Origin of the sequence: Bradyrhizobium sp. AZCC 1578, assembly GCF_036924675.1 — a bacterium.
Taxonomy (GTDB): Bacteria; Pseudomonadota; Alphaproteobacteria; order Rhizobiales; family Xanthobacteraceae; genus Bradyrhizobium.
Window position 1 is genome coordinate 934045 of sequence record NZ_JAZHRZ010000001.1, and the last position, 24658, is coordinate 958702.

A 24658-nucleotide genomic window follows, 5' to 3' on the forward strand; every position below is an offset into this window, starting at 1 on the left:
GGCTTTGCAAGGCGGGCACGGCGCTTTGCGCCTTTGCCCACCCCACCCGGCTCTCGTGCACCGGACGCAGCGCAGCGCGCTAGCGGTGCGCTGCTGAGCCGGGGCCTATGCGGTGAGATGGGTCCCGGCTCTGCGGCGCAACGCACCGGACGATGCTTCGCATCGCCGGGAGCGTTGCGCCGCGTCCGGGACACGGGGCTTACTCCGCCGCCAACTGCCGCGGCGCGGGGGGCGGGCTGGCGAGATCGGCGGTGAGTTGGGCGTGGCGGGCTTTGGCGTCGTGCACCGCCTTCTCCTTGATCGGGCCGTAGCCGCGGATGCGGTCGGGCAGCGCGAGAATTTCGACCGCGGTGTCGTGGGTGACCGGCGACAACAGGCCGAGCACGGTTTCGACATCCCTCTCGTAAGCCACGATCAGGTCGCGCTCGAGCTTGCGGTCGGCGCTGTAGCCGAAAATGTCGAGCGGCGTGCCGCGCAGGAAGCGCAGCCTTGCCAATGTTCGGAACACCGGCATCATCCACGCGCCGAAGGCGCGCTTCTTCGGCCGCCCCAGCGCATCGAGGCCACCGCCGAGGATCGGCGGCGCCAGATTGAAATTGAACTTGAACTCGCCTTCGAACTGGTCGCGGAGCTGCTTTTCGAAGCGGCCATCGGTGAACAGCCGCGCGACTTCGTACTCGTCCTTGTAGGCGAGCAGCTTGGCGTAGTTGATCGCGACCGCCCGCGGCAAGGCCTCGCCATAGCCGCCGTCGATTGCCGCATCACGGACTCGCTTCACGAGAGCCCGATAACGCTCGGCGAGCGCGGTATTTTGGTAGTCGGCGAGGTGCGCGCTGCGATGGACGATGATCTCGTCCAGCGTCATCACCTCCAGCGTCTTCGCCACCACTGGCTCGTCCTGGCCCTTCATCATGGCGTCGAGCCGCGCCGGATCGGCCGCGGCGAGACGGCCGAGCTGGAAGGCCTGCGTGTTCATCTTGATCGAAACGCCGTTGACCTCGATCGCCTGCAGAATCGCCTTTGCCGACAGCGGCAGCAGGCCCTTCTGATAGGCATAGCCCAGCATCATGATGTTGGTGGCGATGGAGTCGCCAAGCAGCGCTTCGGCAGGCTTGGTGAAATCGTAGAACCACGAATCCTTGCGCAGCTCGGTCTCCAGCACGTGGTTGACCTTGCGGCTCTGGAAATTGAAATCGCGGTTGAGGATGAAGTCGGCAGTCGGGATCACGTGGGTATTGATGACGCCAACGGTACGGCTGGCTTCACAAAGCGTGATGGTATCCTTGGCAGCGGCGACCACCTCGTCGGCGGCCATCACGAGATCGGCGGTACCGGTGACGATCCGCGAACAGGTGACGTCGGCGGTGTGTTCGGAAAGCCGGACGTGGCTCAGCACCGCGCCGCCCTTCTGCGCCAGGCCGGACATGTCGAGGATCATGCTGGCCTTGCCCTCGATATGGGCGGCCATGCCGAGCAGCGCACCGATGGTCAAGACGCCGGTGCCGCCGACGCCGCCGACCGCGATGTTGTAGGGCCGTTCCAACGACGGGAGTGAGGCCGGCTCCGGCAAATCGTCGATATCACCAAGGCTGGCCGGGGCGCGGCGGCGCGGCTTGCCGCCGTCGATGGTGACGAAGGACGGGCAAAAGCCCTTCAGACAGGAGTAATCCTTGTTGCAGGTCGACTGGTTGATGGTGCGCTTGCGGCCCATCTCGGTTTCCAGCGGCTCCACCGAGATGCAGTTCGACTGCACCGAGCAATCGCCGCAGCCTTCGCACACGGCCGGATTGATCATGACGCGGCGCGCCGGGTCTTCCATCAGGCCGCGCTTGCGGCGGCGGCGCTTTTCGGCGGCGCAGGTCTGCACGAACACGATGGCCGAAGTTCCCTTCAGCGTGCGACAGATCTTCATGACGTCCTGAAGCTCGTCGCGATGCGCGGTCTTGACGCCGGGCGCTATCTCGGACGCCGGATAGGCGTCGGGATTTTCCGAGACGAGGTAGATGTTGCGGATGCCTTCCGAATGAAGCTGGAAGGTGATCTGCTGCGGCGACAATTCGCCGTCGACATGCTGGCCGCCGGTCATCGCGGTCGCGTCGTTATAAAGGATCTTGTAGGTGATATTGGCGCCCGAGGCGATCGCCTGGCGGATCGCAAGGCTGCCGGAGTGGAAGTAGGTGCCGTCGCCGAGATTGGCGAACACGTGCTCTTCCTTGGTGAAGGGTGCGACGCCGACCCACGGCACGCCCTCGCCTCCCATATGGGTGTAGGTCTCGGTGTTGCGGTCCATCCACAGCGCCATGAAGTGGCAGCCGATGCCGGCGAAGGCCCGGCTGCCTTCCGGCACCTTGGTCGAGGTGTTGTGCGGGCAGCCCGAGCAGAAATACGGCGTGCGGGTGATGGGTGCCACCGCCTGCATCTGGGTCGCCTGTCGGCCATTGAACCAGTCGGCCTTGGCGCGCAGCATCGCGGCGATTTCGGGGTTGAGATTAAGTCGAAGCAGGCGTTCGGTCAGCGAGCTCGCAAGAGACGCAACGCTGAGCTCAGCGGCGAAGGTGAGAAACCGTTTGTCGTGGTCGTCCATCTTGCCGACGATGCGCGGACGGACGTCGTCGCGCCAGTTGAACAGCTCCTGCTTGACCTGGTTCTCGACGATCTCGCGGCGCTCCTCGACGATGAAGATTTCCTCGAGGCCGATAGCGAAATTGCGCACGCCTTCCGGCTCCAGCGGCCAGGGCATGCCGATCTTGTAAAGCCGCAAGCCGATCTTGGCGGCGACCTCCTCGGTGATCCCGAGCTCGCGCAGCGCCTGACGGATGTCCTCGTAGCTCTTGCCGGATGCCATGATGCCATAGCGGGCATTCGGCGAATCCATGGTGATGCGGTTGATCTTGTTGGCGCGCGCAAACGCGATCGCGGCATAGCCCTTGTAGTCCTGCAGGCGCAGGTCCTGCGCATAGCGGTCGTCGGGCCAGCGCAGGTTGAGGCCGCCCGGCGGCATCTCGAAATCGGTCGGGATCGCGAACGGCGTCATCTCGTCGGTGAGGTCGATCTCGGCGGTGGTTTCCACCGTCTCGGTGATCACCTTCATGCCGACCCAGCAGCCGGAGTAGCGCGACATCGCGATACCCAACAGACCCATCTCGATCATTTCATGGATGCTGGAGGGATAGAGGTACGGCATCAGCGCGGAGATGAAGGCGTGGTCGGACTGATGCGGGACGGTAGAGGATTTGGCGCCGTGATCGTCGCCGGCGAGACACAGCACGCCGCCATGTTTAGCCGAGCCGGCCGTGTTGCCGTGGCGGAACACGTCGCCGCAGCGGTCGACGCCGGGGCCTTTGCCGTACCAGATGCCGACCACGCCGTCGTACGTGGCACCGGGCGAGAGATTGAGCTGCTGCGAGCCCCAGATCGCGGTGGCCGCGAGATCCTCGTTCACGCCGGGCTGGAACTTGATGTTGTACTGTTCGAGATGTTTGCGGGCTGCGAAGAGCTGCTGGTCATAACCGCCCAAGGGGGAGCCGCGGTAACCGGAGATGAAGCCCGCGGTGTTGAGCCCTGCGGCGCGGTCGCGGCGAATTTGCGCCATCGGCAGGCGGACCAGCGCCTGGATGCCGGTCAGGAAGATGTGGCCGGACCCTTGCGTGTACTTCTGATCGAGACTGATCGGACCCTGGTTAATTCCCATTGCAGCCCTCTTTGGCGGTAAGCCTTGATCGTGACGACGCTTTTTTAGCTAAGCATCTGAATTCGTTAGAACCAGTCTATGTCGGTTTTTCCGGGCCGCGCACCACAAATCTCGGCAAGAAAGCCGCGCCCTCAAACTTCGCAATATCGTGCCGGGAAAATCGACGCGGCATTTCGGTTTGTGTCGTCCGGAAGCCTCGGCGCGAAACGGCATGGCGCCCCCGCTGTGCGCACTTTCGCGCCATAACGCTCCAGAAGGTCAATCGGTGCAGGGACGACCATGCCGGCGATTCTCGCGGCGCTGCTTTTGTGCACTGCGTTCATAGCCGGCGAAGGTCATGAACGCCGGCGAACTGATGTCGGAGGTCGTGATCAACTCGACCTCGCAGATGAGCGATGCGGATGTCAGGGCAATCGCGGTTTACCTGCCCGGCAACGCCAATTTGCAATCGGCCGATCCCTCGTTCGAGGGAATCACCGGTTCCAACATTACGGGGTTGCAACATTGGCGCGGAACATCCGCGCACGCCAGCCATTGTCTCCACGCTTACTTGGGATGCCTAACGGAGGAACCCATTCATGGCACACCAACCCGATCCGAACGATCCTTACCGCGCCGGCCTGAGCGATGAAGAAGTCCGCCGTCAGGCCCGCTTCAACAGTCTCGACAATGAGCTGCAGCCCGATCCCGCGCTGTCCGAAGGTCCGCCGAGTGGCGCCAAGGTTGCGATGTTCGCCGTTGCCATCGCGCTCGTACTCGGCGCGCTGTTCTATGGCCTGAACAACACCACCGTGCAGCAGGCCGGTACCTCGTCGACCAACACCGCGCAGCAGACGCAGCCGGCCAACCCGTCGGCGCCTCCGGGCATGCGTGACGTAACGCCGCGCAGCAACACCGATCCTGGCACGACCACCGGCGCCGCGACCAATCGCCCGACGCCGCTATCGCAGGAACCGACCGGCACCGAGGTCGATCGCTCCAAGCAGTAGCCGTTGATCAATCCCAAACGACGTACAGCGGGCAAAATGGCCCGCTGTTTTTTTTGCGTTGTCCAGGCTCAGAACCGATTGATCAAAGCCAGAGGATAACGATCGCGCGATGCACACTGGCCAACCCTGGCCTCGCCCCTCGCGGGCGAGGTCTATCGGCTCTTGAAACGTGCCTCGCCCTCCCTCCACTACGGAGACAAACGTGGCGCAGAATATCTACGACAATCCCGATTTCTTCGCCGGCTACAGCCGATTACCTCGCCAGGTGCAGGGGCTGGACGGCGCGCCGGAATGGCCGGCTGTCCGGGCTATGCTGCCTGCGCTAACCGGCAAGCGCGTGGCCGATCTGGGTTGCGGCTTCGGCTGGGCCTCGCGCTGGATGCGCGCGCAAGGCGCGGTCTCGGTGCTGGGCCTCGATCTGTCGCAGAACATGATCGCACGCGCCAAGGTCGATACCTCGGACCCGGCCATTGAATATCTGCTCGCCGATCTCGAGACATTGGAGTTGCCCGAAGCGGCTTTCGACCTCATCCACAGCGCCCTGACCTTCCACTATGTCGAGGATTTCCGGCGCCTCGCGCGCATGATCCACAAGGCGCTGGTCGGCGGCGGAGATCTGGTCTTCACGATAGAGCATCCGATCTTCATGGCTGCGGCGCATCCGCATTGGATCGCCGATGAAGACGGCCGCAAGACCTGGCCGGTCAACGGCTACTCGGTCGAGGGCGAGCGCCGCGCGGACTGGTTCGCCAAGGGCGTGCTGAAGTATCACCGGACCCTCGGCACGACGCTCAACACGCTGATTGATACGGGCTTCGAGTTGCGCCGGGTCGAGGAATTCGCCCCGACGCACGAACAGATCGAGCGCTTGCCCGAACTGGCCGAAGAGCTGGAGCGGCCGATGATGCTCCTGGTCTCAGCGCGAAAGACAGAAACGCGTTGAGAGTCGAGCCGCCCGCGCCGCATGACACGGGCGGCTCGCGATTGACCACCGCCTTAAAGATCGATGGCCGCTATCCGGGAGAAGCAGCAGTCATCTGACGCCTTCGGCCATTGGGACCTAGCTGAACATCTTGTTGATCTCGCCGCCGGGATAGCCGTTGGCGAATTCGCCGAAGGTGCCCTTCTCCGCCATCTCCTTTGACGCCTTCATGAAGCCGGCCCAGGCCATCCGCGCCAGCGAAGCGCCGACGCTGATGCGGCGCACGCCGAGATCGGAGGCCGCCTGCAGCGATGGGCCGGCCGCGCCGACCAGGAGATTGACCGGCTTTGGATGCACCGCTTTCACGACCGCCGAAATCTCTTCCGGCGTCGCGATGCCGGGCGCATAGAGGCAATCGGCGCCGGCTTCGGCATAGGCGGTGAGCCGGTCGATCACGAGCTTCAAATCCTTCTGCCCGCGCAGGAACGCCTCGCAGCGGCCGGTGAGCAGCACGCCGCTATTGTCGGCATCGATCGCCTGGCGCGCCGCTTTGATGCGATCGACGGCGAGCGCGCGATCGAACAGCGGCTTTGCGTTGTCGCCGGTAAAATCCTCGATCGACAGGCCGGCCACGCCGGTCTTAACCGCCCGCGCGACATTGGCGCCGACCTTGTCCGGCTCGTGCGCAAAGCCGTCCTCGAAATCGGCGTTGACCGGAATATCGACCGCCGCGCAGATCGCTGTGAGATGGGCGCAGACGTCGTCGACGGTGACGTGGTTGTCGGCCTTGCCCAGCGTCCAGGCAAAGCCGGCGCTGGTGGACGCCAGCGCCTTGAAGCCGAGATGCTGCAACGCCTTCGCGCTGCCGACGTCAAACGGATTGGGGATGATGAAGCATCCGCTCTCGTGCAACTTCCTGAATGCGGCGCGTTTGTCAGCAGATGTCAGCATGGGTCGCTCCCCTCGGTTTGTTGGCGCCGCCTACATAGTAACGCTGCATCTTCTCCGCCAGACGTCTCACGCCACGACCTTGCGCAGAAACGTCCGCTCCTCCGCGAGGATGAACTTGTTCTCCTCGGCGAAATCAAAATTGGCCTTGCCTTCGCTGTCCGCGCGCAGCCGTGCGCGGTAGCTTTCGTAAGACGCAAGGCTGTCGAACGAGATCAGCGCGAATGCGATGTTGTTGGTGCCCTCGTGCGGCATCCAGTAGCCGATCAGGTCGCCGCCGCATTTCGGAATGATGGTGAGCCAGTTTTTGGAGTATTCTTCGAACAAGGCGCGCTTGAACGGGTCGAGTTGATAGCGGATGAAGACGGTGACGGTCATGATGCTCTCCAATGTTTCCCCGTCATTGCGAGCCACCCGGTCGGCGCAAAGCGCCGCCGGATGACAGGCTCCGCGAAGCAATCCATAGCTCCACAAGCGGAGGAATGGATTGCTTCCGCCTTCGCTAAAGCTACGGCGGACAAGTCGTCGCTGCGCTCCCTTGCGCAAACGCTTCGCGTTTGTCGCAGGCAATGACGTTCGAGGCGAGACTACCCGCTTGCCCTACCGCGATGCTTCGGCTATCATCGAACTATGAAAGCAGGTCCTGATATCGCCATGGTCGCCTCCCTGGTCGGCGATCCCGCCCGCGCCAACATGCTGACCGCGCTGATGGACGGCCGCGCGCTGACCGCGAGCGAGCTGGCGCACCAGGCCGGCATCACGCCGCAGACCGCCAGTTCGCATCTTTCCAAGCTCGAGACCGGCGGCCTGATCGAGCCGGAGAAGCAGGGCCGTCATCGCTATTACCGTCTCACCGGCCCCGATGTTGCGGGCGTGCTCGAAGGGCTGGCGGGCCTTGCCGAACGCGCCGGGCACACGCGCGTGCGCACCGGGCCGAAGGAGCCGGCGCTGCGCCGCGCCCGGATCTGCTACGATCATCTGGCCGGCGATCTCGGCGTGCAGATGCTCGACAGCATGCGAAAGCAAAAGCTGGTCCGGCAAACCAAACAGGCGATCGAACTCACCGGCGAGGGCAAGCGCTTCATCGCCGAGGCGCTGCAGATCGACGCAGATATGCTCGCCCATCCGCGGCGGCCCGTGTGCAAGGCCTGTCTCGACTGGAGCGAACGGCGGCACCATCTCGCCGGCACGCTGGGCGCTGCAGTAATGAACCGCTTCACCGAATTGAACTGGGCGGCGCGCGATCCCGCGCCCGGCAGCCGCGTCGTGAACTTCACCCGCACCGGCGAAAAGCGGTTCGCAGCGCTGTTTGGGAGCAGCGAAGCTCATTCGTGATGGCTCTTGCGCGCCTTCTCACCATGAGGGTTAATCAACTCGCGCTCTCGCCAAAACGTGAAATGCAAAGTCTTTACACCGCGCGACATCGGCACCAATACGCTCCTGTCTTGGGAACAGGAGTTCTGGGATGCGAGGGATGTGCGTCGGCGCGTTAGCAGCCGCATTGGCCGCGATGCCGTTGTTGTCTGCGGCCGCGGCGGAAACCGAACGACCGGCCACGCGCGAACCCTACGGCATTGCGCTCGAAGGTTTTGCCTATCCCTACCCGGTCCATCTGCTGCCGCTGGTCAACGACGGCGAGCCGGTGCGGATGGCCTATATGGACATAGCTCCCGCGCAGCCGAATGGACGCAGCGTGGTGCTGCTGCACGGCCGCAATTTTCCATCGAGCTACTGGGCGCCGGTCATCAAGACCTTGAGCGATGCGGGGTACCGCGTGGTGGTGCCGGACCAGATCGGCTTTGGAAAATCATCGAAGCCGCAAGGCGATTTGCATTTCGATACGCTGGCGCGCAACACGATCGCGCTGCTCGATCATCTGCAAATCGCCAAGGCCGACATCGTGGCGCATTCGCTCGGCAGCATGCTCGGGGTGCGGATCGCACGCGCCTACCCTGACCGGATCGCGCATCTGGTGCTGACCGCTCCGATCGGACTGGAGGATTACCGGCTCTACGTCCCGCCGACGCCGACCGAAAAGATTTTGGAGAACGAAGATAAACTCACAGCGGACGGCTATCGCAAGCAGCTCGAGACCAATTACGCGCTAAAGCTGCCGCCCGAACAAATCACGCCGTTCATCGATGCGCGTTTCAACATCAAGGGCAGCGCCGAATATTCGCGCTGGCTGCGCGCGTTCGTCAGTTCCGCACAGATGATCTATCGCGAGCCTGTCGTGCACGAGATCCCGCTGATCACGCAGCCGACGCTGTTCGTGATGGCGCCGACGATTACAACGCGCCGGGAAGAGCCAGCGCGCCGGAAGCGCTGCGCGCGAAAATGGGGCAGAACGCCGAGCTGGCCAAAGCGCTCGCCGCCAAGATGGCCCGCGGCAGAGCCGAGGTGATTCCGAACACCGGACACCTGGTCTTTCTGGAAGCGCCGGCGAAATACGGCGAGCTGGTGCTTGGATTTTTGGCCGCCCCATAGCATCAGGGAACATTCATGTTCCATTCAGGTCTCGTGACTAAGTTCCGTTGCGTGCCGCCTTGCGGCCAAGAACGGGAGAAAACATGAAGTACCTTTTCGCAGCAGTTTTGGCCCTGGGCACCATTGCCAGCTTTAGCGCGGCGGAAGCTGCGGGCGGATGCGGCCCCGGCTGGCATCGCGGCCCCTATGGCGGCTGCCAACCCAATCGCCGGGTCGTTGTTCGGCCGGCGGCACCGGTCGTCGTGGTGCGTCCTGCAGCTCCGGCCGTCGTGGTGCGGCCCGGCCGCGTGTGCCCCTACGGCACCGTGTGGCGCTATGGACGCTGCCGCGCTTACTGAGAATTCGCAAGCATGACAAAAGCCCCGCTCGCGCGGGGCTTTTTTTATTACTTCTCCAAACAATCGACGGCGAAGTTTTACCAGTAGCGACGGCGCCAGTAGCGGCGGCGCCAGCGACGGCGGCGATACCAGCCCCAGTGCCGGCGGCGCCAACGGCGGCGGCGCCAGCCCCAGTGCCTTCGGCCCCAACCGCGACGTCGGCCGCGGCCCCATCGTACTTCTTCAGGCGCGAGGCGATCGACCTCGGCGCCGGACGTGACAGCAGGTTGAGCATCCTTGTTGGCGGGCAGCTTCGCGTCATCGGCGAGCGGTGCCGGCATCAGCGGCGCGGCCTCCGCGCTCGCTGCGAGCGCGACACCGCCCGCGGCAAATCCAAAGGCGAGCTTCAGAAAGTGGCGGCGTTCCATCACATCCCTTCCTCCGTTTGCTGTGTGCAAGAAAGAGAGTTTCGATGTGCCGAGATGAACGCGCGGTGAACTGCGTGTTCAGCTTTGCTGCGAACGGAGTCGATCGAGAATTATTTTCACGCGCTGTTTTTTGCAGCGGAACTTTTTGTCGTCTTCGCGGTATTTCTGCGTCGCGCGCATGTGTGACGACGCGTCTTCTCTACGGCGGACACGTCGTCTCGCGTCTTACGCCACGCGCTCCTCGGCAAGCACCAGCACCTCGCGCGTCCGCGTCACGTCCGGCCAGTCGCGGTTGAAGTCTGCGACCAGGCGTTTCATCTCCGGTCCCTCGATCGCGCGATCGAGCGCAGCCTGGTCCGTGAACTGGTACATCGCCTCGTGCAGCGATGGATCGGTCGCACTCCAGTAGCGCCACGCCTTCACCGCGCCGAACGATTTCATCGCATCCGGCAGATGCTCGCGCGAGTACCAGGCGTCGAAGGCCTGACGCCTGGTGGGATCGGACACAGTGGCGCGGACGACGAAAAAGGCTGCGGGCATTTCATTCTCCCTGCTTCGGCTCTACGAAACCTCTTCAACACGCAACTGTCACATGCTCCGTGATATCAAGGCTGCGCGCAATGCGTTATCCGAGGTGCCACCCATGCCCGTCCGCCATCGCTCCGCCCTCCTCTCAGCGCTCTGGCTGTTGACCGCAATCCCTCCCGCCGCGGCCGAGGACATCCCGCTGCCGCGCGAGCCACAGATTGGCCCGCGGCCGTTCTATCTCGTCGACAAGATGAAAGACGGGCCGCTGAAGCAACAACTCAGCCAGTGCACCGGGCCGTTCCGCAAGACCGATTTTTCCATCGGCCACCGCGGCGCCGCGCTGGAATTTCCCGAGCATACCAGGGAGTCCTATATTGCCGCCGCCCGGATGGGCGCCGGCATCATCGAATGCGACGTGACGTTTACGAAAGACCGCCAACTCGTGTGCCGCCATTCGCAGTGCGACCTGCACACCACCACCAACATTCTGGCCGTGCCGGAGCTTGCCGCAAAATGCACGCAAGCCTTCAGCCCGGCAGATTCCGCGACGGGCAAGAAAGCCTCCGCAAAGTGCTGCACGTCAGACATCACGCTCGCCGAATTCCGGCGGCTGCGCGCGAAGATGGACGGCTTCAATCCCGACGCGAAGACGCCTGAGGAATATCAGAACGGCACGCCGCGCTGGCGCACCGACCTCTACGCCAATTCCGGCACACTGATGACGCATGACGAGAGCATCGCGCTGATCAAAAGTCTCGGCGCCAAGTTCACGCCTGAACTCAAGGCGCCCGAGGTGGCGATGCCGTTCGACGGCGATTACACGCAGGAGAAATACGCATCGCAGATGCTGGACGCTTACAAAAAGGCCGGCATTCCGCCGAGCGATGTCTTCGCGCAAAGCTTTAATCTCGCCGACGTGCTCTATTGGGTGAAGACCGAACCGGAATTCGCGAAACAGGCGGTCTATCTCGAAGAGCGCTACGAAAAGCAGGGTCTCGATCCCAACAAGCCGGAGACGTGGAAACCGTCGATGGCGGAATTGAAGTCGCAAGGCGTCGCGATCCTCGGCCCACCGATCTGGACCATGCTGACGCTGAACGACAGACGAGAAATCGTCCCGTCCGAATACGCCAAGGCTGCGAAGGCCGCCGGCCTCGACCTGATCGGCTGGTCGCTGGAACGCGACGGCCCGCTCAACGAGGGCGGCGGCTTCTATCACAAGTCGATCAGGAGCGCGATCGACCACGACGGCGATGCGCTGACGGTGCTGGATATTTTGGTCAAGCAGGTCGGCATCCGCGGCATGTTCTCGGATTGGCCCGCGACGACGACGTTTTATGCGAGCTGCACGGGGATGAAGTGAGAGGCTTGTAGGGTAGAGCGGAGCGAAACCCATGGCGTCTAATTGGCCACTGCTTGCAATGCTGTGAGGGACGCACCAGCGGCAGGGTTCCCTCCCCCCTTGCGGGGGAGGGTTAGGGAGAGGGGTGCCGCACGACGTGCTCTCTCGATGTGGGCGTCACAACGGGCGACCGAGATTGAATTGAGGAGGCGGTGCGCACATCGACTCATCTCGCCCGCGGCTTACCCCTCTCCCCAACCCTCCCCCGCAAGGGGGAGGGAGCCTGACCGATGTGCTCACCTCACACAGGCCCGTAGGCTAACTACCCCTACTTACGCTACGCCGGCTCCAGGCCGAGGGCCTGCGCGGTCTCGATCCAGGTCGGCAATTCGCGCTGATATAGAGCATTGCTTTCCTTGAAGCCGATTGCCGGCTCGAGCACGAACGTCGCGAGAACTTCCTTCACTTTCGGATCGTTGTTGGCGGCCACGCAGAGTTCCGAAAGCCGATCGACGATCGGCTGCGGCGTCGCCTTCGGCAATGCCCAGCCTGTGAAGCCGCTGATGGTGAAGAACTTCGATGTCGCGCCTTGTTCGGGAAGGGTCTTGACGTTCGGGATCGCGGCGACCTTCTTCGAATGCACCGCGAACACCACGCCGTGGTTGCCTTGCAGGACGGGTTGAGCGGCCGTGTAGCTGCCCATCGCGACGTCAAGCGTGCCGTCCATCAGGCCCGTCCACATCGGCGCTTCGCCCCGGTAGTGGATCGGTTCTATTTTGAGGCCGTACTGCTTGTTGAGTTCGTTGATCGTCATGTGCGGGGCGGAGCCCGCGCTATAGGTGCCGAAATTCACCTGGCCCTTCTTGCGCGCGAACGCGACGAAATCGTCCAGCGTTTTGACGCCGGATGCCAGGCTCGCGACCAGCAGCAGCCCGGCACCCGGAATGATGCTGACGAGCGTCAGGTCTCTGTCCATGTCGTAGCCGGGGTTCTTCATCATCACCCGATTCATCACATAGGTGGTCGAAATCGAGCACAGGATGGTGTGGCCATCGGGCGCGGCGCGTGCAACTTCGGCCGCGCCGATCGAGCCGGAAGCGCCCGCCTTGTTTTCGATGACGACGTTCTGCCCCACCTGCCTGGAGATGAAATCGCCGAAGGCGCGCGCGAGCAGATCCGTCTGCCCGCCCGCCGGGTAGCTGCAGACCATGCGGATATTCCGCGACGGCCACGCGGCTTGCGCGGAGGCGCCACGCGACAGCAAGGGCATCGCGGCAGCGGCGGTACCAGCAGCGATGAAATGACGGCGGCTGAATTTTAAGGGCATCTTTTTTCCTCCTTGATTTTTCAAGGAGGGTATCCCATCGCCCGGCTTCTGCCATAACAGAAAGCCGGGACAGATTAGCGCAGTTAACAAAATCCGGATCTTTCGCCACAACTCGCGGGCGTGTTAGCTCGATGATAGCATCTGCAACTGCAATTTTCCGAGAGCTGGAAAATGTGGTGCGGTGATGCTCGGTTGAGGCAACTTGAGCGTTCAGGATGCCGGCCGCAGCATCGGCGTCACCACTGGCGAAGAGCCGCTTTGGATTCTGCCGGTGATCTTGAAGCCGTGGCGTTCATAGAGCGAAATGTTACGCGGGTTCGAGCTTTCGAGGTAGGCCGCGATGCCCTCCTCGTCGCATCGTCGAAGCGCGTGTTTCATCAGCAACGAGCCAAGCCCCTGCCCGATCCATCTCGGATCGGCGGCGATAAGAGGCAGATACCAATGCGGCTCATGCGGATGATGTTCGGCCATTCCTTTCATGATGGCCCCGATATCCCCTGATATCTCCGGGCGCAGGGACTCCTCCATGATTGCGTTCATTTCTGCTTCGTCCGGCTCGACGCCTGGTGGTAGCCATAGAGCGGCAGCGCGAGCCCCTTCGGTGATGTAGGCTGTGCCATGCTCGAAAGCACCGCCGCCGAAAGCATTGACCATCCGCGGCATTATTCCGAGGTATACGGACGGATCGGGCCAAGCAAAACGCGCCATCGGGTCAGCCGCAAAGCCGAGCACAATGGTGCTGATCGCGCTTGCCCGATTGTTCGCGTCTGCGGATATGACTTCCGGCACCGCCGACATCGTGTCGCTCCCTCGGTCACTCACCGTCCATCCAAGGGTCAATCGTACTTTACCTTGGGGAAAAAGTCCCCACGCCCCTCGGGGGTCATGTCGAGCAGACCCCACAAGGGGTCGACCAGATCCCCGGCGCGATGATGTTGATTGGGCTCGGTTGGTGCGAAGCTCATCTCCGATCCCCAGAAGTGACGGATTGCTCCGCCGCTTTTCTTGAACACGTTGAAGATCGTTTCGTCCCAGTTCTCGCCGTCCGGAACGCGATGCTGTGCACGCACGCCCTTGGGAAACTTCGACGTGTCACCAAAATAATCCGCGTCGTAGCTATTGCCCGCCGTAGACACCAGCGGCAGATGGTCCCAGCCGCGCTCGTGAGCCCACGCGGCAAGACGTGCGATTGGGGATTTCGCAACGATGTAAAGTGCAGCTCGCTGGCCGATGTGCCTTGCCGCGCCGTCGATCCCATCGAGCAGGTGCGTGCAGCCTGGACAGGGCAGCTCCCGCTCGGGTCCATACATGAAGCTGTACAGAATGAGCGTGTCATGCGGACCGAACAGCTCGGACATCCTGACCTTCTCCGGCGCGGCATTCTTGCCGATCCGCTCGAATACATAGTCTTCCGGTACTTTGCCGCCGAGCGGCAAGGCGCGGCGCTTCGCTGCAACAGCTTCAATGTGGGCACGAAGCGCGATCTCTTCGTCCAGAAGCGCGTTTCTGGCAGCACGATACTCGGCGGTTTCGTTCGGGTAGCGGAGATGCTCCATGGCTTCCCTCCGGATTGAAGGTCTGTGAACCCATAAACTCATCCGTGAGTAGCGAGTTCCCTATTGCACCCGCTTGCCGCAACACACCCAACGCGCTGCACAAATTTGACCTTCGAAGTCAGTTATCTTTGCGTCACCCCTGATCAATGAATGGCAGCCGTTGGCGTGGCCACTGGCGAAGGCTCTGCCTTTTCGAGAGTGCTGGTAACGTCCTTCGCTCCTGCGACCGGGCGGCTGATGGGAGGTGGCGGCCCGCCGTCCAGCGCCGGCAGGCTAATGGTCGCCTGCAGCCCCTTCTGCTTGTTGGTCAAGACGATATCGCCGCCGTGGTGGCGGACAATGGTCCGGGCAATGGAAAGGCCGAGACCTACGCCTCCTGTTTCGCGGTTCCGCGAATTCTCCATCCGGAAAAACGGCGTAAAAACCTGCTCTTTGGCACTGTCTGGAATACCTGGGCCATCGTCCGAGACGGTGATTTCGACACTATCGGCTTGCCTTTCCACGCTGACGCGCGCTCGCTCGCCATACCGGATGGCGTTTTCGACGAGGTTGCGGCACGCGCGGCGCAGCGCGTCTGGCCGGCAGCTATAGCTGATCTTCTGTCCTTCAGAAAAAGAGATGTCATAGCCGAGTTCAGCGAGATCATCGCAGAGACTTTCCACGAGAGCCGAGAGGTCCACGGTCCGCGTGCTTTCTGCGGTTGCGTCTTCGCGAGCGAATGCGAGAGTCGCCTCCGTCATCGTCTGGATCTCGGAAATGGTGGAGAGCATTTTCTCGCGAACGTCTCCGTCGGGCACGAATTCTGCTCGCAAGCGGAGCGAGGTCAAAGGTGTACGCAGATCATGACCGATGGCGGCCAGCATTCTGGTGCGGTCGTCGACGAAACGATGCAGGCGCGCTTGCATGCGATTGAATGCCTCGGCGGTGCGCCGGATATCGTCGGGGCCGGTTTCCGGCAGCGGCACGATCTCCTGGCCACGGCCGAGGGCCTCGGCCGCTACGGCGAGGCGGCGCAATGGTTGCGCGATGCCGCGTGCGGCGAATACGGCAATGATCGACAACGACAACGCGGAGAGGCCGAGTGCCAAGGTGGATTTGGAGGTCCAGAAGCCATCTTGCGCGGGCTTGGCAAATGCAGTGTTCAGCCATGCTCCGTTAGCCAACTGAACGGCCAATCCCATGCCGGTGGCATCATCGAGATAAAGAAATTTCGCTGGTCGGGACAGCGGCCAAGCTTCCGGCCTTAGGTCGACCCATTGCGAGGAGGCGCCACTGCTGCTGGCAGTGTTTCGGGCGAAATCCGGTCTCACCTCGGCGGGCACGCTGTGGCCGGCAAAGGACATGCGCGGCAATGGCTGCGCCAGGCGCTCCCATGCCTCCTCTCGCCACGCGGAGGCATCCTTCAGTCCGTTGGTCGATATCCAATATCTCGCTGAACTGGTGTTGCTGGCATTAAGGATATCGGTCTGCAGCGACGGAGGCGTCGCCTCCAAAACCCGGGCGAGCGAGGCGCTCCGGCTGAATATCTCGCCCTTGGCGGCCTTCCGAATCGCCTGCCCGTGCTCATCCCAGGAAATGAAGAACACGATGGCTTGCGACAGCATGAGCGACAGCAGCGTGAAACAGATGAAGCGGGCCGCAAGGCTGCGCGTCCACAAGCTCATCATGGTTGCTCGACCTCTGCGACGAGGCTGTATCCACCGCCCCAGTGAGTCTTGATCAAGGCTGGTACTTTCGGGTCGGCCTCGATTTTCTTCCGCAAGCGACTGACCTGATTGTCGATGCTCCGGTCGAACGGATCGGCATCTCGGCCGACCGTCAGGTCGAGGAGCTGATTGCGGCTGAGTACCAGGCCGGGATGGTCGAGAAATGCACACAACAGGCGGAACTCCGCCGTGCTGAGCGGCACAGCAACGCCGTCGTCTCCCGTCAACTCGCGCCGGTTGACGTCAAAGGTCCATCGATCAAAACGTACAACCTTGGTCGCAAGCCGGCCCTTCTGCGGCGGCAGGCTTTGGACTCGCCGAAGCACTGCTTTGATGCGGGCGAGAAGTTCGCGGGGATTGAATGGCTTGCTCACATAGTCATCGGCACCTACTTCCAGGCCGACGATTCGATCGGTCTCCTCAGCCATCGCAGTCAACAGGATAACGGGAAGGTCCGTGGTGCTGCGCAGATGGCGGCAGAGAGACAATCCGTCCTCGCCTGGCATCATGATGTCAAGAACCACCAGGTCCGGAGCATTTCGTTCGAGCAAACGGCGGAATGCAACGGCGTTCTCCGCAAGACTGATGCGGTAGCCATGCTGCATCAAGTATTTGCCGACCAGATCGCGAATATCGCGATGATCATCCACGACGGCGATGTGAGGTGCCGAGTCCATCTAGTTTGCTCCGTCCCGGATCATACTGAAGTCCTGCACCCACCCCATCGAAAAACTGTAACAGAATGTATCGGCCGCGTATGATCGATCGAAATCAAATGCTTGTGGCTGGCTTCACTGACAGCGCCGCGGCATCGGGATCGCAGGATCCCGATGCCGGCCGATCCGAGCGGGAACCGGCCTCAGGTGCATGATTCCCCGATCTGGCTGAAGCAATCTAGGCACAAGCTGTCGCAGAACGTTGTCCTGGTGAGCCATCTTTGTCGCAATTTGTCGCAAACCCGTATGCCTGTTCAGACTTGATACAACTTAAGAAACCGCATTGAGAGCAAGGTCATTCAAGAGCGGATGACAGGAGCGGCCATCACCGATGGCCGCAACTGTCGCGAACTATCCAATGCAGCATTCCTGAGACAGATCGCGACAATTTCCGGCGGTCGTCGGCAAAGTTCTGCGACATCCGGACCCCATCGTGCGCACGCTCAACCAAGCAGGAGCGTTACATGTACGATGCGATGCACGCCGTTTTCCGAGGGGCCGTACCGGAAATCTCGAAAGGCTCATCGGCGGAGAGCGATGAAGACCACACTACACCGAAGGGACTGCTTCTTCGTAGAGCCGCAGTGCGGATAGGTTGGCTGCTCGTTTTCGTGTTGCGGAATACCTCGGCCTCCACCACCCCACCTGATTTGATGTACTGCGGAGATCGTATGGCTGTTTCGCGCCTCGTGACGGAGGACGACTGTTTGACGTCCGAGCAGAATCCTAAGTTCGTGTGCAGAGTGCCCGACTCTACTTCTTACGGGCCACGTCTCCGTATCAGTCACGAAAGCTCATCCTCTGGTCCGATCGGCCTGACTGCCGTCGCATGCAAACAAGATAACGTCTTGCCCGAGCCGGTTTGAAGTCGCGATGCGCCGCATCGTCGCTTCGCCGATACGGCGCCGCTGCTGGGCAGACGCAACGGCCCAGAACCTCCGGAAGCTCGCAAAGCTGATCCCGATCCCTGCGCTCCAGCCCGCTTAGACGCAATCAAGCACCGTGCGCCGGTCGCATTGTCCGATCCCAAATTGCCGGGTTCGCGGACTTCTTCAACACAATCAGCGCAAAGCGGACCTTCGGCGTGTATCGGGTGTCGGAGAAAGGCCAGAGGACTAAACCGCTCGCGCGGTAGGGCGCTGCAGCAGGCAGGGCAGCCAACAGGATAGCGCAACAGGGCGTCCTGTCTTGAGATGAGGGGTTCGCAACCTTCACCCAAGACAGGAGCATTCCCATGACCGACGAGGCAATGAGCCCGTTGCGCCGGCGCATGATCGAAGACATGACGATCCGCAAGTTCGCGCCGAAGACCCAATATGACTACGTGCAAAGGGTCAAGAACTTCGCAGCATTTCTTGGGCGATCACCCGATACGGCCTCCTCTTTCACCAGCATCTCGAGGCGCGCGGTTTTGCAGGCCTCGGGCGAAACGATCGGCGGTGTTTTCATCGGAGTCACCTCCTGCGCGATGTCGCTTTCACTGCATGAAGCCTTCGGCGAGGACCTTCCCGGTCGCCAGGCTCGCGGTCCCCACACCCCAGATCTGCCGCTCATTGACCCAGCCATATTCTTTGGACGCGGTGGAGAGGCGGACGTTTGCGAAGATGTCGAGCACCGGCTCGCCGGGTCGCGGCGCCGCTTGGCCGTCGCCAGACAACGCGATCCGGTGGCCGTCCTCGGTCTCGATGATCAAGTGCAGGTCGAGCTCCATGCGACCATCAGCGCGGACCCGCACATAGTCGACGCCGTGCGCACGGCCCGCGAGGCGTCCCTCGTACCGCCCAGCGACCGCAAGGTCGAATTGGGCTCCGTGTAGCGGAATCGCTTCCTGACCGGAAAGGATGGCGTTCAAGCTCACGCCGTAGTCGGTGACTCCCGTGAGATCGAGTTCCATGTCGTAAATCTTCTCGCCCCTCATCGCAGTATTTCCAGTCATCTTGCTTCTCCTGCTGTAAGGCTTCCTTGTGAGAACTTCGAGAGGGCCAAAACTGAGCATCGATTTATTCTTTTTGCTCTGCGACTTTTGTCAATGAGGTACACCGGTGTTCCTCATTGTGCTTTTGCCGACCGCCGTTGAAAATGACCGGGGCGCTTGCTGATTGAATTGCGTCGGCAATCGAATGGATTAAGAAATCCGCCAAGCACCGATGAATTTCAGTGGTTGCGCCGGTCTCACACACCGGGCTGGGCCGGCTGACGTTGCCGTCTTCCGGATCACGACGCGAGGGCATTCAAAAAAGGATAGCCGGGGAGCTGAGGCAAAATGAAAGACAGATTTGACGTGCATCTGCGTGTCACCCCTACGCTTTTCATCGGCAAATGGACAGTCAGGATCCTTTTCTTGTTGGAGGGGCGGCCCTACCACCATGGGGAGCTGCGGCGCCGCTTGGGAGCCATCTCACAGCGGATGCTGACCCATACGCTTCGCAACCTTGAAACGACCGGGCTTATCTCCAGAGAGGTCACGCGATCAAGATCCCCAAGAGTCAAGTACTCGCTGACCAAGTTGGGCAGAAGCTTCATGGTTCCGCTAAACAGTGTCTGCCGTTGGATTGATCGCAATCGCACGGGCTTAAGCGCGACAATCGATCTTTCAAAGTAGCCGCGCGCGCCCGTCTCTACCGATGCCCACATTAGACGCCGGATGTCCGCAAGGGGTCATAACGCGACCTCACCAAATCGGCGCTATTGGCGCAAAGCGGACGTTCGCCGAAAACACGAGGTGCGATCAGTGCCAACAATGGACTCGCGCACCGCAGCAAATGGCAATTGTTCGACACAGCCTTGCCACCAACTCCCGTTGGCGCGTCGATCAGCCTTACGGATCGATGAGCACTCCAGGGTTGAGCATGCCTTGCGGATCGAGCTCTCTTTTTGCGGCCCGAAGCGCGGCCGCGAAAAGCTCCGGGCGCTGACGATCGTACCAGGGACGATGATCACGGCCAACGGCGTGATGATGCGTGATCGTCCCGCCCGCCTCGATCAGCGCATCGCTGGCCGCATTCTTGATCGCCTGCCACTGTTCCAGAAGCGCACCATGGCGGCCGAGTGCATGGAAAGAAAAATATGGCGCGGGCCCGTCAGGATAGACATGGGTGAAGCGGCATGTGACCTCGCCTTTTACGCCAGTCGTCGCGAGAATCGCACGCTCCGTTGCCGCCTTCACTTTGTCGTGGAAGCTGTCGAACCGATCCCAGGTGATAGCGGTCTCGAAGGTGTCGTTGATGATGCCGGCCGGGGTCAGAAACTCGCGCGCATAGGGCATACGAATGAATGCGTTGCGCCAGATTCCTGCCGCGCCTTCGAGATGTGCATCGCCGGCCTTTGCCGCCTCCGGTATCCCGCCGTGGTCGGCGCAGCATTCGAGCGCGCGTGCCATCCAGGCATCCGGCGAATGGTCGCCCGATTCAAAACCGAGCACCATAATCGCGACGCTGCCGTCGGCAGCCCCGGTGTTGAATGCCTCTTGCGCGTCAAGGATGCGGCAGTTCGACGGATAGAGACCGGCCTGTGCGATCGCGCGCAGCGCGCGCGCCGCACCGAAGAACGAGTCGAAACGAACCGATGCGCCAGAACGGAATTTCGGGCGTGGCTGCAATCGCATCCAGGCGCGCGAAATCACCCCGAGCGTTCCTTCGGAGCCTATGAACATGCGGTCGGGGCTCGGCCCAGCACCCGATCCCGGCAAGCGACGTGTTTCCATTATGCCGCGCGGCGTCACGACGCGCAGGCTTTCGACAAAGTCGTCGATATGCGTGTAGAGACTGGCGAAATGACCGCCCGACCGCGTCGCGATCCAGCCGCCAAGGGTTGAATACTCGAAACTCTGCGGAAAATGACGCAACGTGACGCCATATGGCTTAAGCTGGTTCTCCAGAGATGGACCAAAGGCACCACCCTCGATCAGTGCGGCGCGCGATATCTGATCCACCTCGACCACCTTGCCGAGATTGCGTAAGTCCAGCGTGACGGCCGCCTTGTAGCTGATACCGTCAACGCGCGGTTCGACACCGCCGCAGACGCTCGACCCGCCTCCGAACGGCGTAAGCGAGGCACTGACACCACCGGCCCAGTCCATGACAGCGGCAATCTCTGCTTCGTTTCTTGGATAGGCGACCACGTCGGGCGCGCAATCGTAATCGCCGAGCATGGCTCGCACGTAGTCTGGATAGGATTTGCCGTAGGCGTGCGCGACGCGGTCGTATCGGTCGCTCGTGCAAAAAGCGGCAAGTGAGGCCGGTGGCACCACGCGCGGCGCGCGCAATGCCAGGTCCTCGAGGCGCGGGACAACTTTTGTCTCAAACGCATCGCGTGCAAATTTTTCGCGGTAACGGCCGAGCACAAAGGCCTGCTCCTCAGCAGTCATGCCTTCGTCTTCGCGGCCCCAACCGTAATGTTTTAGCCTTGCACCGCTCACGACCGCCTCCCTGCTTTTTCCATCTGAGCCGCCGCACCGGCTCTTAATCTTTTGAACGCGTAAAGGGCACAAAGCGCACCGGGGCAACGGCCCGCGTCGTCGTCTTGTCGGGAGCCACTTTCTCGACGACCGTAAGTTGCTGACTGGCATAGGCGGATCCCACCGGCATCACGAGCCGGCCACCCACTTTAAGCTGCTCGATCAGCGGCGGCGGCACTTCGCCAAGTGCCGCGGTGACGACGATGCCATCAAATGGACCGCATTCGGGCCAGCCAGCATAGCCATCGCCATGCCTGACGCCCACATTGTCATATGCGAGCTCTTTGAGTGTTCTCGCGGCGGCCTCGGCCAATGACGGGACGATCTCGATGGTGCAGACCTTGCGCGCCAGATGCGCAAGGACGGCGGCCTGATAGCCCGACCCCGTACCGACCTCGAGCACGACATGATCCGGCGTGACCCCGGCCAACTCTGTCATCAAGGCCACGATGAACGGCTGCGATATGGTCTGGCCGTGGCCGATCGAAGCCGGCCTGTCCGCGTATGCGATGGCGCAGGACCGCTCAGGGATGAACAGATGGCGTTTCGTTCGCCCCATGGCCTCGAGAACTCTCTCGGAGAGGCCCTGTTGTCCCAAAACACTGGCGTGGGAACGACGAGCGTAGGCTCTGATAGATTCAACCATGGCCGCGCGTTCGCGGTCGCATTGCACTTCCTGTGCCGCCGCCTCCTGTGCGACGACAACCATGGACAGAACGAGCAGCAGCAAGATCTTCATGATCATGCGGCCATCCAAAATCGAAGGCTCCGTCCGCTATCTAGGATCGAAGCCCCGTGGAACAAGTTGTCTTGTCCCTGGGCAGAGTGAACTTACTCTGCCCGAGTTCCAACTGTCGTTTGTCCCCATCTGGCGGCGGGAGGACAAGCCTTCGGCCAGCGCGGCGAAAACTACTGTTGTCCGGACTGCAACTGCACCGGCGCTCGCGCTTGCACTCTGGTTTGCGTCGGCGGAGGCGTCGACACGGGCTTACGCGAAGAGCCGGCAATTGGCGGTGGCGGATTGGCTGATGTCGTCGCTGGTGCTTTGGGCCGCGGCTGTTGCGCGGAGGCGTTCGCGATCACCTGCGCCATTTGATCCTGGTTTGCCTTGAGCTGCTGGGCGGTGTTGGCATTTTCGCGGACCAATTCTTCCTGGCCAGCCTTGAGCTGCTCGATCTCCTGCTGCACGTTGGCGAGATCACGCGCCATCGTTTGAAGCAACTGTGTCACCTCGGGAGAGACCGGGGCGGCCGCTGCGTCTTGCGGTGCGGTCTGAGCCGGAGGTGGCAATTGCGAAACTGAAGCATCCGCCGCAGCTACCTGAACCATAGGCTCGCTCTGCTGGGCGGCGAGCCTCGGTGTTTCCGATGGCAACGACGAAGCCGGAGCCAGTTGCGGTACCCACGGGGCGATCATCAGCCTCGCCGCCTCGCCATAAGATTGCGAAGCGAAAGCAGCGATACAGATGCCCGCGGTCAACAGCAGGCCGACCAAGCCGCGCAGCGCCGGCCTGCCCCGCGACGACTGAGGAAGCCTGTTAACGGGCTTTTTCTCCAGCCTGGCAATCTGTTCATTGACAAGCGCGAGCTGTTCATCCGCGCGCGCAATCTTTTCATAAGCATGCGCGAGCCGTTCATCGGCGCGCGCCACCAGTTCGATGTCTTGCGTGGACAGTCCCGGATTAACGTCGCGTGGATCGGTTTGCCTGGTATTTACCGCGGTATCCATGAGCGCCTCCTGCCCGGTTTGCGATCACCTGAATGGACGGTAGTCGGATTTTAGACACTTCCCACCGCCGTTTTGACCAAAGCAAGGCTGGAGGATGGAAAGTATAGGACCGATTTTGGGCATTAGACCTTCAGGCACCGCCCGGGTGCTTGGACGATGGACCTGTTGAAGTCGCATCGCGGCGGTCTACCACCTTGAGGCGATATGGCTCTCTTATGACGGCTCAGTTGGCCTTGCTGCCCAGGAAAGCCGGGATATCCAGAACCTTTTCCTCGATCGGAGTGCGTGCGGGAGAGGCGCGACCGTAGGGATCGAGGCGCTGCGATGCCGCATGCCGCGCCTGTTCGGCGATCGGCGGCCGTGCTTCGAGGTGGCGCGGCGGCGGGATCAGCGACGGCGGGCTGGCGAATTGCGGCGACGATACGCCACGCTCGGCGATGCGACGCCGGTCGTTGCTCAGCCTGCCAGCGAGGTCCGTGAGCAGGCCTTCCGCGGCTTTCGTCTGGCCGGTCGCGTCGAGATTGTCGATGCCGGTGGCCACGACCGAAACGCGGACGATGCCTTCCAGGGTGGCATCGAAGGTCGCGCCGACGATGATGTTGGCGTCCGGATCGGCCTCGTCGCGAATGCGCGTGGCGGCTTCGTCCACCTCGAACAGCGTCAGATCCCTGCCGCCGGTGATGGAAACGATCAGGCCGCTGGCGCGCTTGATCGAGGGATTCTCGATCAACGGGTTGGAAATCGCGGCTACCGCAGCGTTGAGCACGCGCTTGTCACCGGAAGCCTCGCCCCTGCCCATCATCGCCTTGCCCTTCTCGCGCATGACCGAGAGGACGTCGGCGAAATCGAGATTGATCAGGCCTTCCTTGACGATGAGGTCGCTGATGCAGGCCACGCCCGAATAAAGCACCTGGTCGGCCATCGCGAAGGCATCGGCAAAGGAGGTCTTCTCGTTGGCCACCCGGAACAGGTTCTGATTCGGGATGATCAGAAGGGTATCCACCGCCTTCAAGAGTTCCGCGATGCCAGCTTCGGCATAGCGCATGCGGCGCTGGCCCTCGAACTGGAACGGCTTGGTGACGACGCCGATGGTGAGAATGCCGAGCTCACGCGCGGTCCTGGCGATGACCGGCGCGGCTCCGGTGCCGGTACCGCCGCCCATGCCGGCGGTGATGAACACCATGTGCGCGCCGGTCAGATGATCGCGGATCTCGTCGATGGCCTCTTCCGCCGCCGCGCGTCCGATATCGGGCTGGGCACCGGCGCCAAGGCCTCCGGTTACCTGCGTACCCATCTGGATGACGCGCCTGGCCTTCGAACTGGTAAGCGCCTGGGCGTCGGTATTGGCGACGATGAATTCGACGCCTTCAAGCCCGGCGTCGATCATGTTGTTGACGGCATTGCCGCCGGCACCGCCCACCCCGAACACGATAATGCGCGCCCTCAGCTCGCGAATATCGGTGCCACCCATTTTTGCCCCACGGTTGCTCCGCCAAACCGCGGAATAGGAAGAGATT

Annotated in this window: 21 protein-coding genes and 1 pseudogene; 7 read left to right on the top strand and 15 right to left on the bottom strand. The window is 62.0% G+C overall.

Annotation, left to right across the window (positions count from 1 at the left end; all coding sequences use genetic code 11):
- Nucleotides 1–199: 199 nt before the first annotated feature.
- On the bottom strand, nt 200–3691 hold the full coding sequence (locus tag V1290_RS04860; RefSeq protein WP_334363300.1) for an indolepyruvate ferredoxin oxidoreductase family protein: 3492 nt from the start codon (nt 3689–3691) through the stop codon (nt 200–202).
- 578 nt (nt 3692–4269) lie between these two features.
- Here V1290_RS04860 and V1290_RS04865 point away from each other — a divergent pair.
- Nucleotides 4270–4680: a hypothetical protein gene (locus tag V1290_RS04865; RefSeq protein WP_334363301.1), complete on the top strand. Its 411-nt coding sequence runs from the start codon at nt 4270–4272 to the stop codon at nt 4678–4680.
- 202 nt (nt 4681–4882) lie between these two features.
- Nucleotides 4883–5623, top strand: coding sequence for a class I SAM-dependent methyltransferase (locus V1290_RS04870; protein WP_334363302.1), 741 nt, complete (start codon nt 4883–4885; stop codon nt 5621–5623).
- Between the two features lie 117 nt (nt 5624–5740).
- On the opposite strand, the gene V1290_RS04875 is transcribed toward V1290_RS04870, so the two are convergent.
- Both V1290_RS04875 and V1290_RS04880 read right to left on the bottom strand, forming a co-directional pair.
- Nucleotides 5741–6553: an isocitrate lyase/PEP mutase family protein gene (locus tag V1290_RS04875; RefSeq protein ID WP_334363303.1), complete on the bottom strand. Its 813-nt coding sequence runs from the start codon at nt 6551–6553 to the stop codon at nt 5741–5743.
- 66 nt (nt 6554–6619) lie between these two features.
- Nucleotides 6620–6928, bottom strand: coding sequence for an NIPSNAP family protein (locus V1290_RS04880; RefSeq protein ID WP_334363304.1), 309 nt, complete (start codon nt 6926–6928; stop codon nt 6620–6622).
- 252 nt (nt 6929–7180) lie between these two features.
- On the opposite strand from V1290_RS04880, the gene V1290_RS04885 reads away from it, so the two are divergent.
- From V1290_RS04885 to V1290_RS04895, 3 genes and pseudogenes are all read left to right on the top strand, one after another.
- Entirely contained in the window at nt 7181–7885 is a 705-nt protein-coding gene (locus V1290_RS04885; RefSeq protein WP_334363305.1) for an ArsR/SmtB family transcription factor, read from the top strand.
- Nucleotides 7886–8015: 130 nt separating this feature from the next.
- Nucleotides 8016–9037 (top strand): annotated as a pseudogene (locus tag V1290_RS04890) (alpha/beta fold hydrolase).
- Nucleotides 9038–9120: 83 nt separating this feature from the next.
- The gene (locus V1290_RS04895; RefSeq protein ID WP_334363306.1) at nt 9121–9375 is read left to right on the top strand and encodes a GCG_CRPN prefix-to-repeats domain-containing protein; all 255 of its coding nucleotides are present in this window, start codon (nt 9121–9123) and stop codon (nt 9373–9375) included.
- Between the two features lie 77 nt (nt 9376–9452).
- Here V1290_RS04895 and V1290_RS04900 read toward each other — a convergent pair whose 3' ends face one another.
- Nucleotides 9453–9782, bottom strand: a complete 330-nt coding sequence (locus V1290_RS04900; protein ID WP_334363307.1) for a twin-arginine translocation signal domain-containing protein — start codon at nt 9780–9782, stop codon at nt 9453–9455.
- A 225-nt stretch (nt 9783–10007) separates the two neighbouring features.
- Nucleotides 10008–10322 (bottom strand): hypothetical protein, encoded by a 315-nt coding sequence (locus V1290_RS04905; protein WP_334363308.1) that lies wholly within the window; start codon nt 10320–10322, stop codon nt 10008–10010.
- Between the two features lie 103 nt (nt 10323–10425).
- Here V1290_RS04905 and V1290_RS04910 point away from each other — a divergent pair, with 103 nt between their 5' ends.
- Entirely contained in the window at nt 10426–11673 is a 1248-nt protein-coding gene (locus tag V1290_RS04910) for a glycerophosphodiester phosphodiesterase family protein (RefSeq protein WP_334363309.1), read from the top strand.
- A gap of 316 nt (nt 11674–11989) precedes the next feature.
- On the opposite strand, the gene V1290_RS04915 is transcribed toward V1290_RS04910, so the two are convergent.
- The 6 genes from V1290_RS04915 to V1290_RS04940 all read right to left on the bottom strand — a co-directional run bounded on the left by V1290_RS04915 (nt 11990) and on the right by V1290_RS04940 (nt 18893).
- The gene (locus V1290_RS04915; RefSeq protein WP_334363310.1) at nt 11990–12979 is read right to left on the bottom strand and encodes a Bug family tripartite tricarboxylate transporter substrate binding protein; all 990 of its coding nucleotides are present in this window, start codon (nt 12977–12979) and stop codon (nt 11990–11992) included.
- A 210-nt stretch (nt 12980–13189) separates the two neighbouring features.
- Nucleotides 13190–13777, bottom strand: coding sequence for a GNAT family N-acetyltransferase (locus tag V1290_RS04920; protein ID WP_334363311.1), 588 nt, complete (start codon nt 13775–13777; stop codon nt 13190–13192).
- Between the two features lie 38 nt (nt 13778–13815).
- Nucleotides 13816–14535: a DUF899 family protein gene (locus V1290_RS04925; protein WP_334363312.1), complete on the bottom strand. Its 720-nt coding sequence runs from the start codon at nt 14533–14535 to the stop codon at nt 13816–13818.
- Between the two features lie 143 nt (nt 14536–14678).
- The gene (locus V1290_RS04930; RefSeq protein ID WP_334368936.1) at nt 14679–15878 is read right to left on the bottom strand and encodes a sensor histidine kinase; all 1200 of its coding nucleotides are present in this window, start codon (nt 15876–15878) and stop codon (nt 14679–14681) included.
- Nucleotides 15879–16198: 320 nt separating this feature from the next.
- Entirely contained in the window at nt 16199–16918 is a 720-nt protein-coding gene (locus V1290_RS04935) for a response regulator (RefSeq protein ID WP_334363313.1), read from the bottom strand.
- A 1516-nt stretch (nt 16919–18434) separates the two neighbouring features.
- Nucleotides 18435–18893 (bottom strand): DUF3237 family protein, encoded by a 459-nt coding sequence (locus tag V1290_RS04940; RefSeq protein WP_334363314.1) that lies wholly within the window; start codon nt 18891–18893, stop codon nt 18435–18437.
- 327 nt (nt 18894–19220) lie between these two features.
- Here V1290_RS04940 and V1290_RS36430 point away from each other — a divergent pair, with 327 nt between their 5' ends.
- Complete coding sequence (locus V1290_RS36430) at nt 19221–19559, top strand: winged helix-turn-helix transcriptional regulator (RefSeq protein ID WP_442894967.1); 339 nt, start codon at nt 19221–19223, stop codon at nt 19557–19559.
- Between the two features lie 216 nt (nt 19560–19775).
- On the opposite strand, the gene V1290_RS04945 is transcribed toward V1290_RS36430, so the two are convergent.
- The 4 genes from V1290_RS04945 to ftsZ form a co-directional block, all read right to left on the bottom strand.
- Entirely contained in the window at nt 19776–21323 is a 1548-nt protein-coding gene (locus V1290_RS04945) for an FAD-binding oxidoreductase (RefSeq protein ID WP_334368937.1), read from the bottom strand.
- Nucleotides 21324–21417: 94 nt separating this feature from the next.
- Nucleotides 21418–22158 (bottom strand): protein-L-isoaspartate(D-aspartate) O-methyltransferase, encoded by a 741-nt coding sequence (locus tag V1290_RS04950; RefSeq protein ID WP_334363315.1) that lies wholly within the window; start codon nt 22156–22158, stop codon nt 21418–21420.
- A gap of 164 nt (nt 22159–22322) precedes the next feature.
- A complete protein-coding gene (locus V1290_RS04955) occupies nt 22323–23141 on the bottom strand; it encodes a hypothetical protein (protein WP_334363316.1) in 819 nt (272 codons plus the stop codon).
- 223 nt (nt 23142–23364) lie between these two features.
- Nucleotides 23365–24612 carry a cell division protein FtsZ gene (gene ftsZ / locus V1290_RS04960; protein WP_334363317.1) on the bottom strand — a complete coding sequence of 416 codons (1248 nt, stop codon included), beginning with the start codon at nt 24610–24612 and terminating at the stop codon, nt 23365–23367.
- Nucleotides 24613–24658 lie beyond the last annotated feature (46 nt).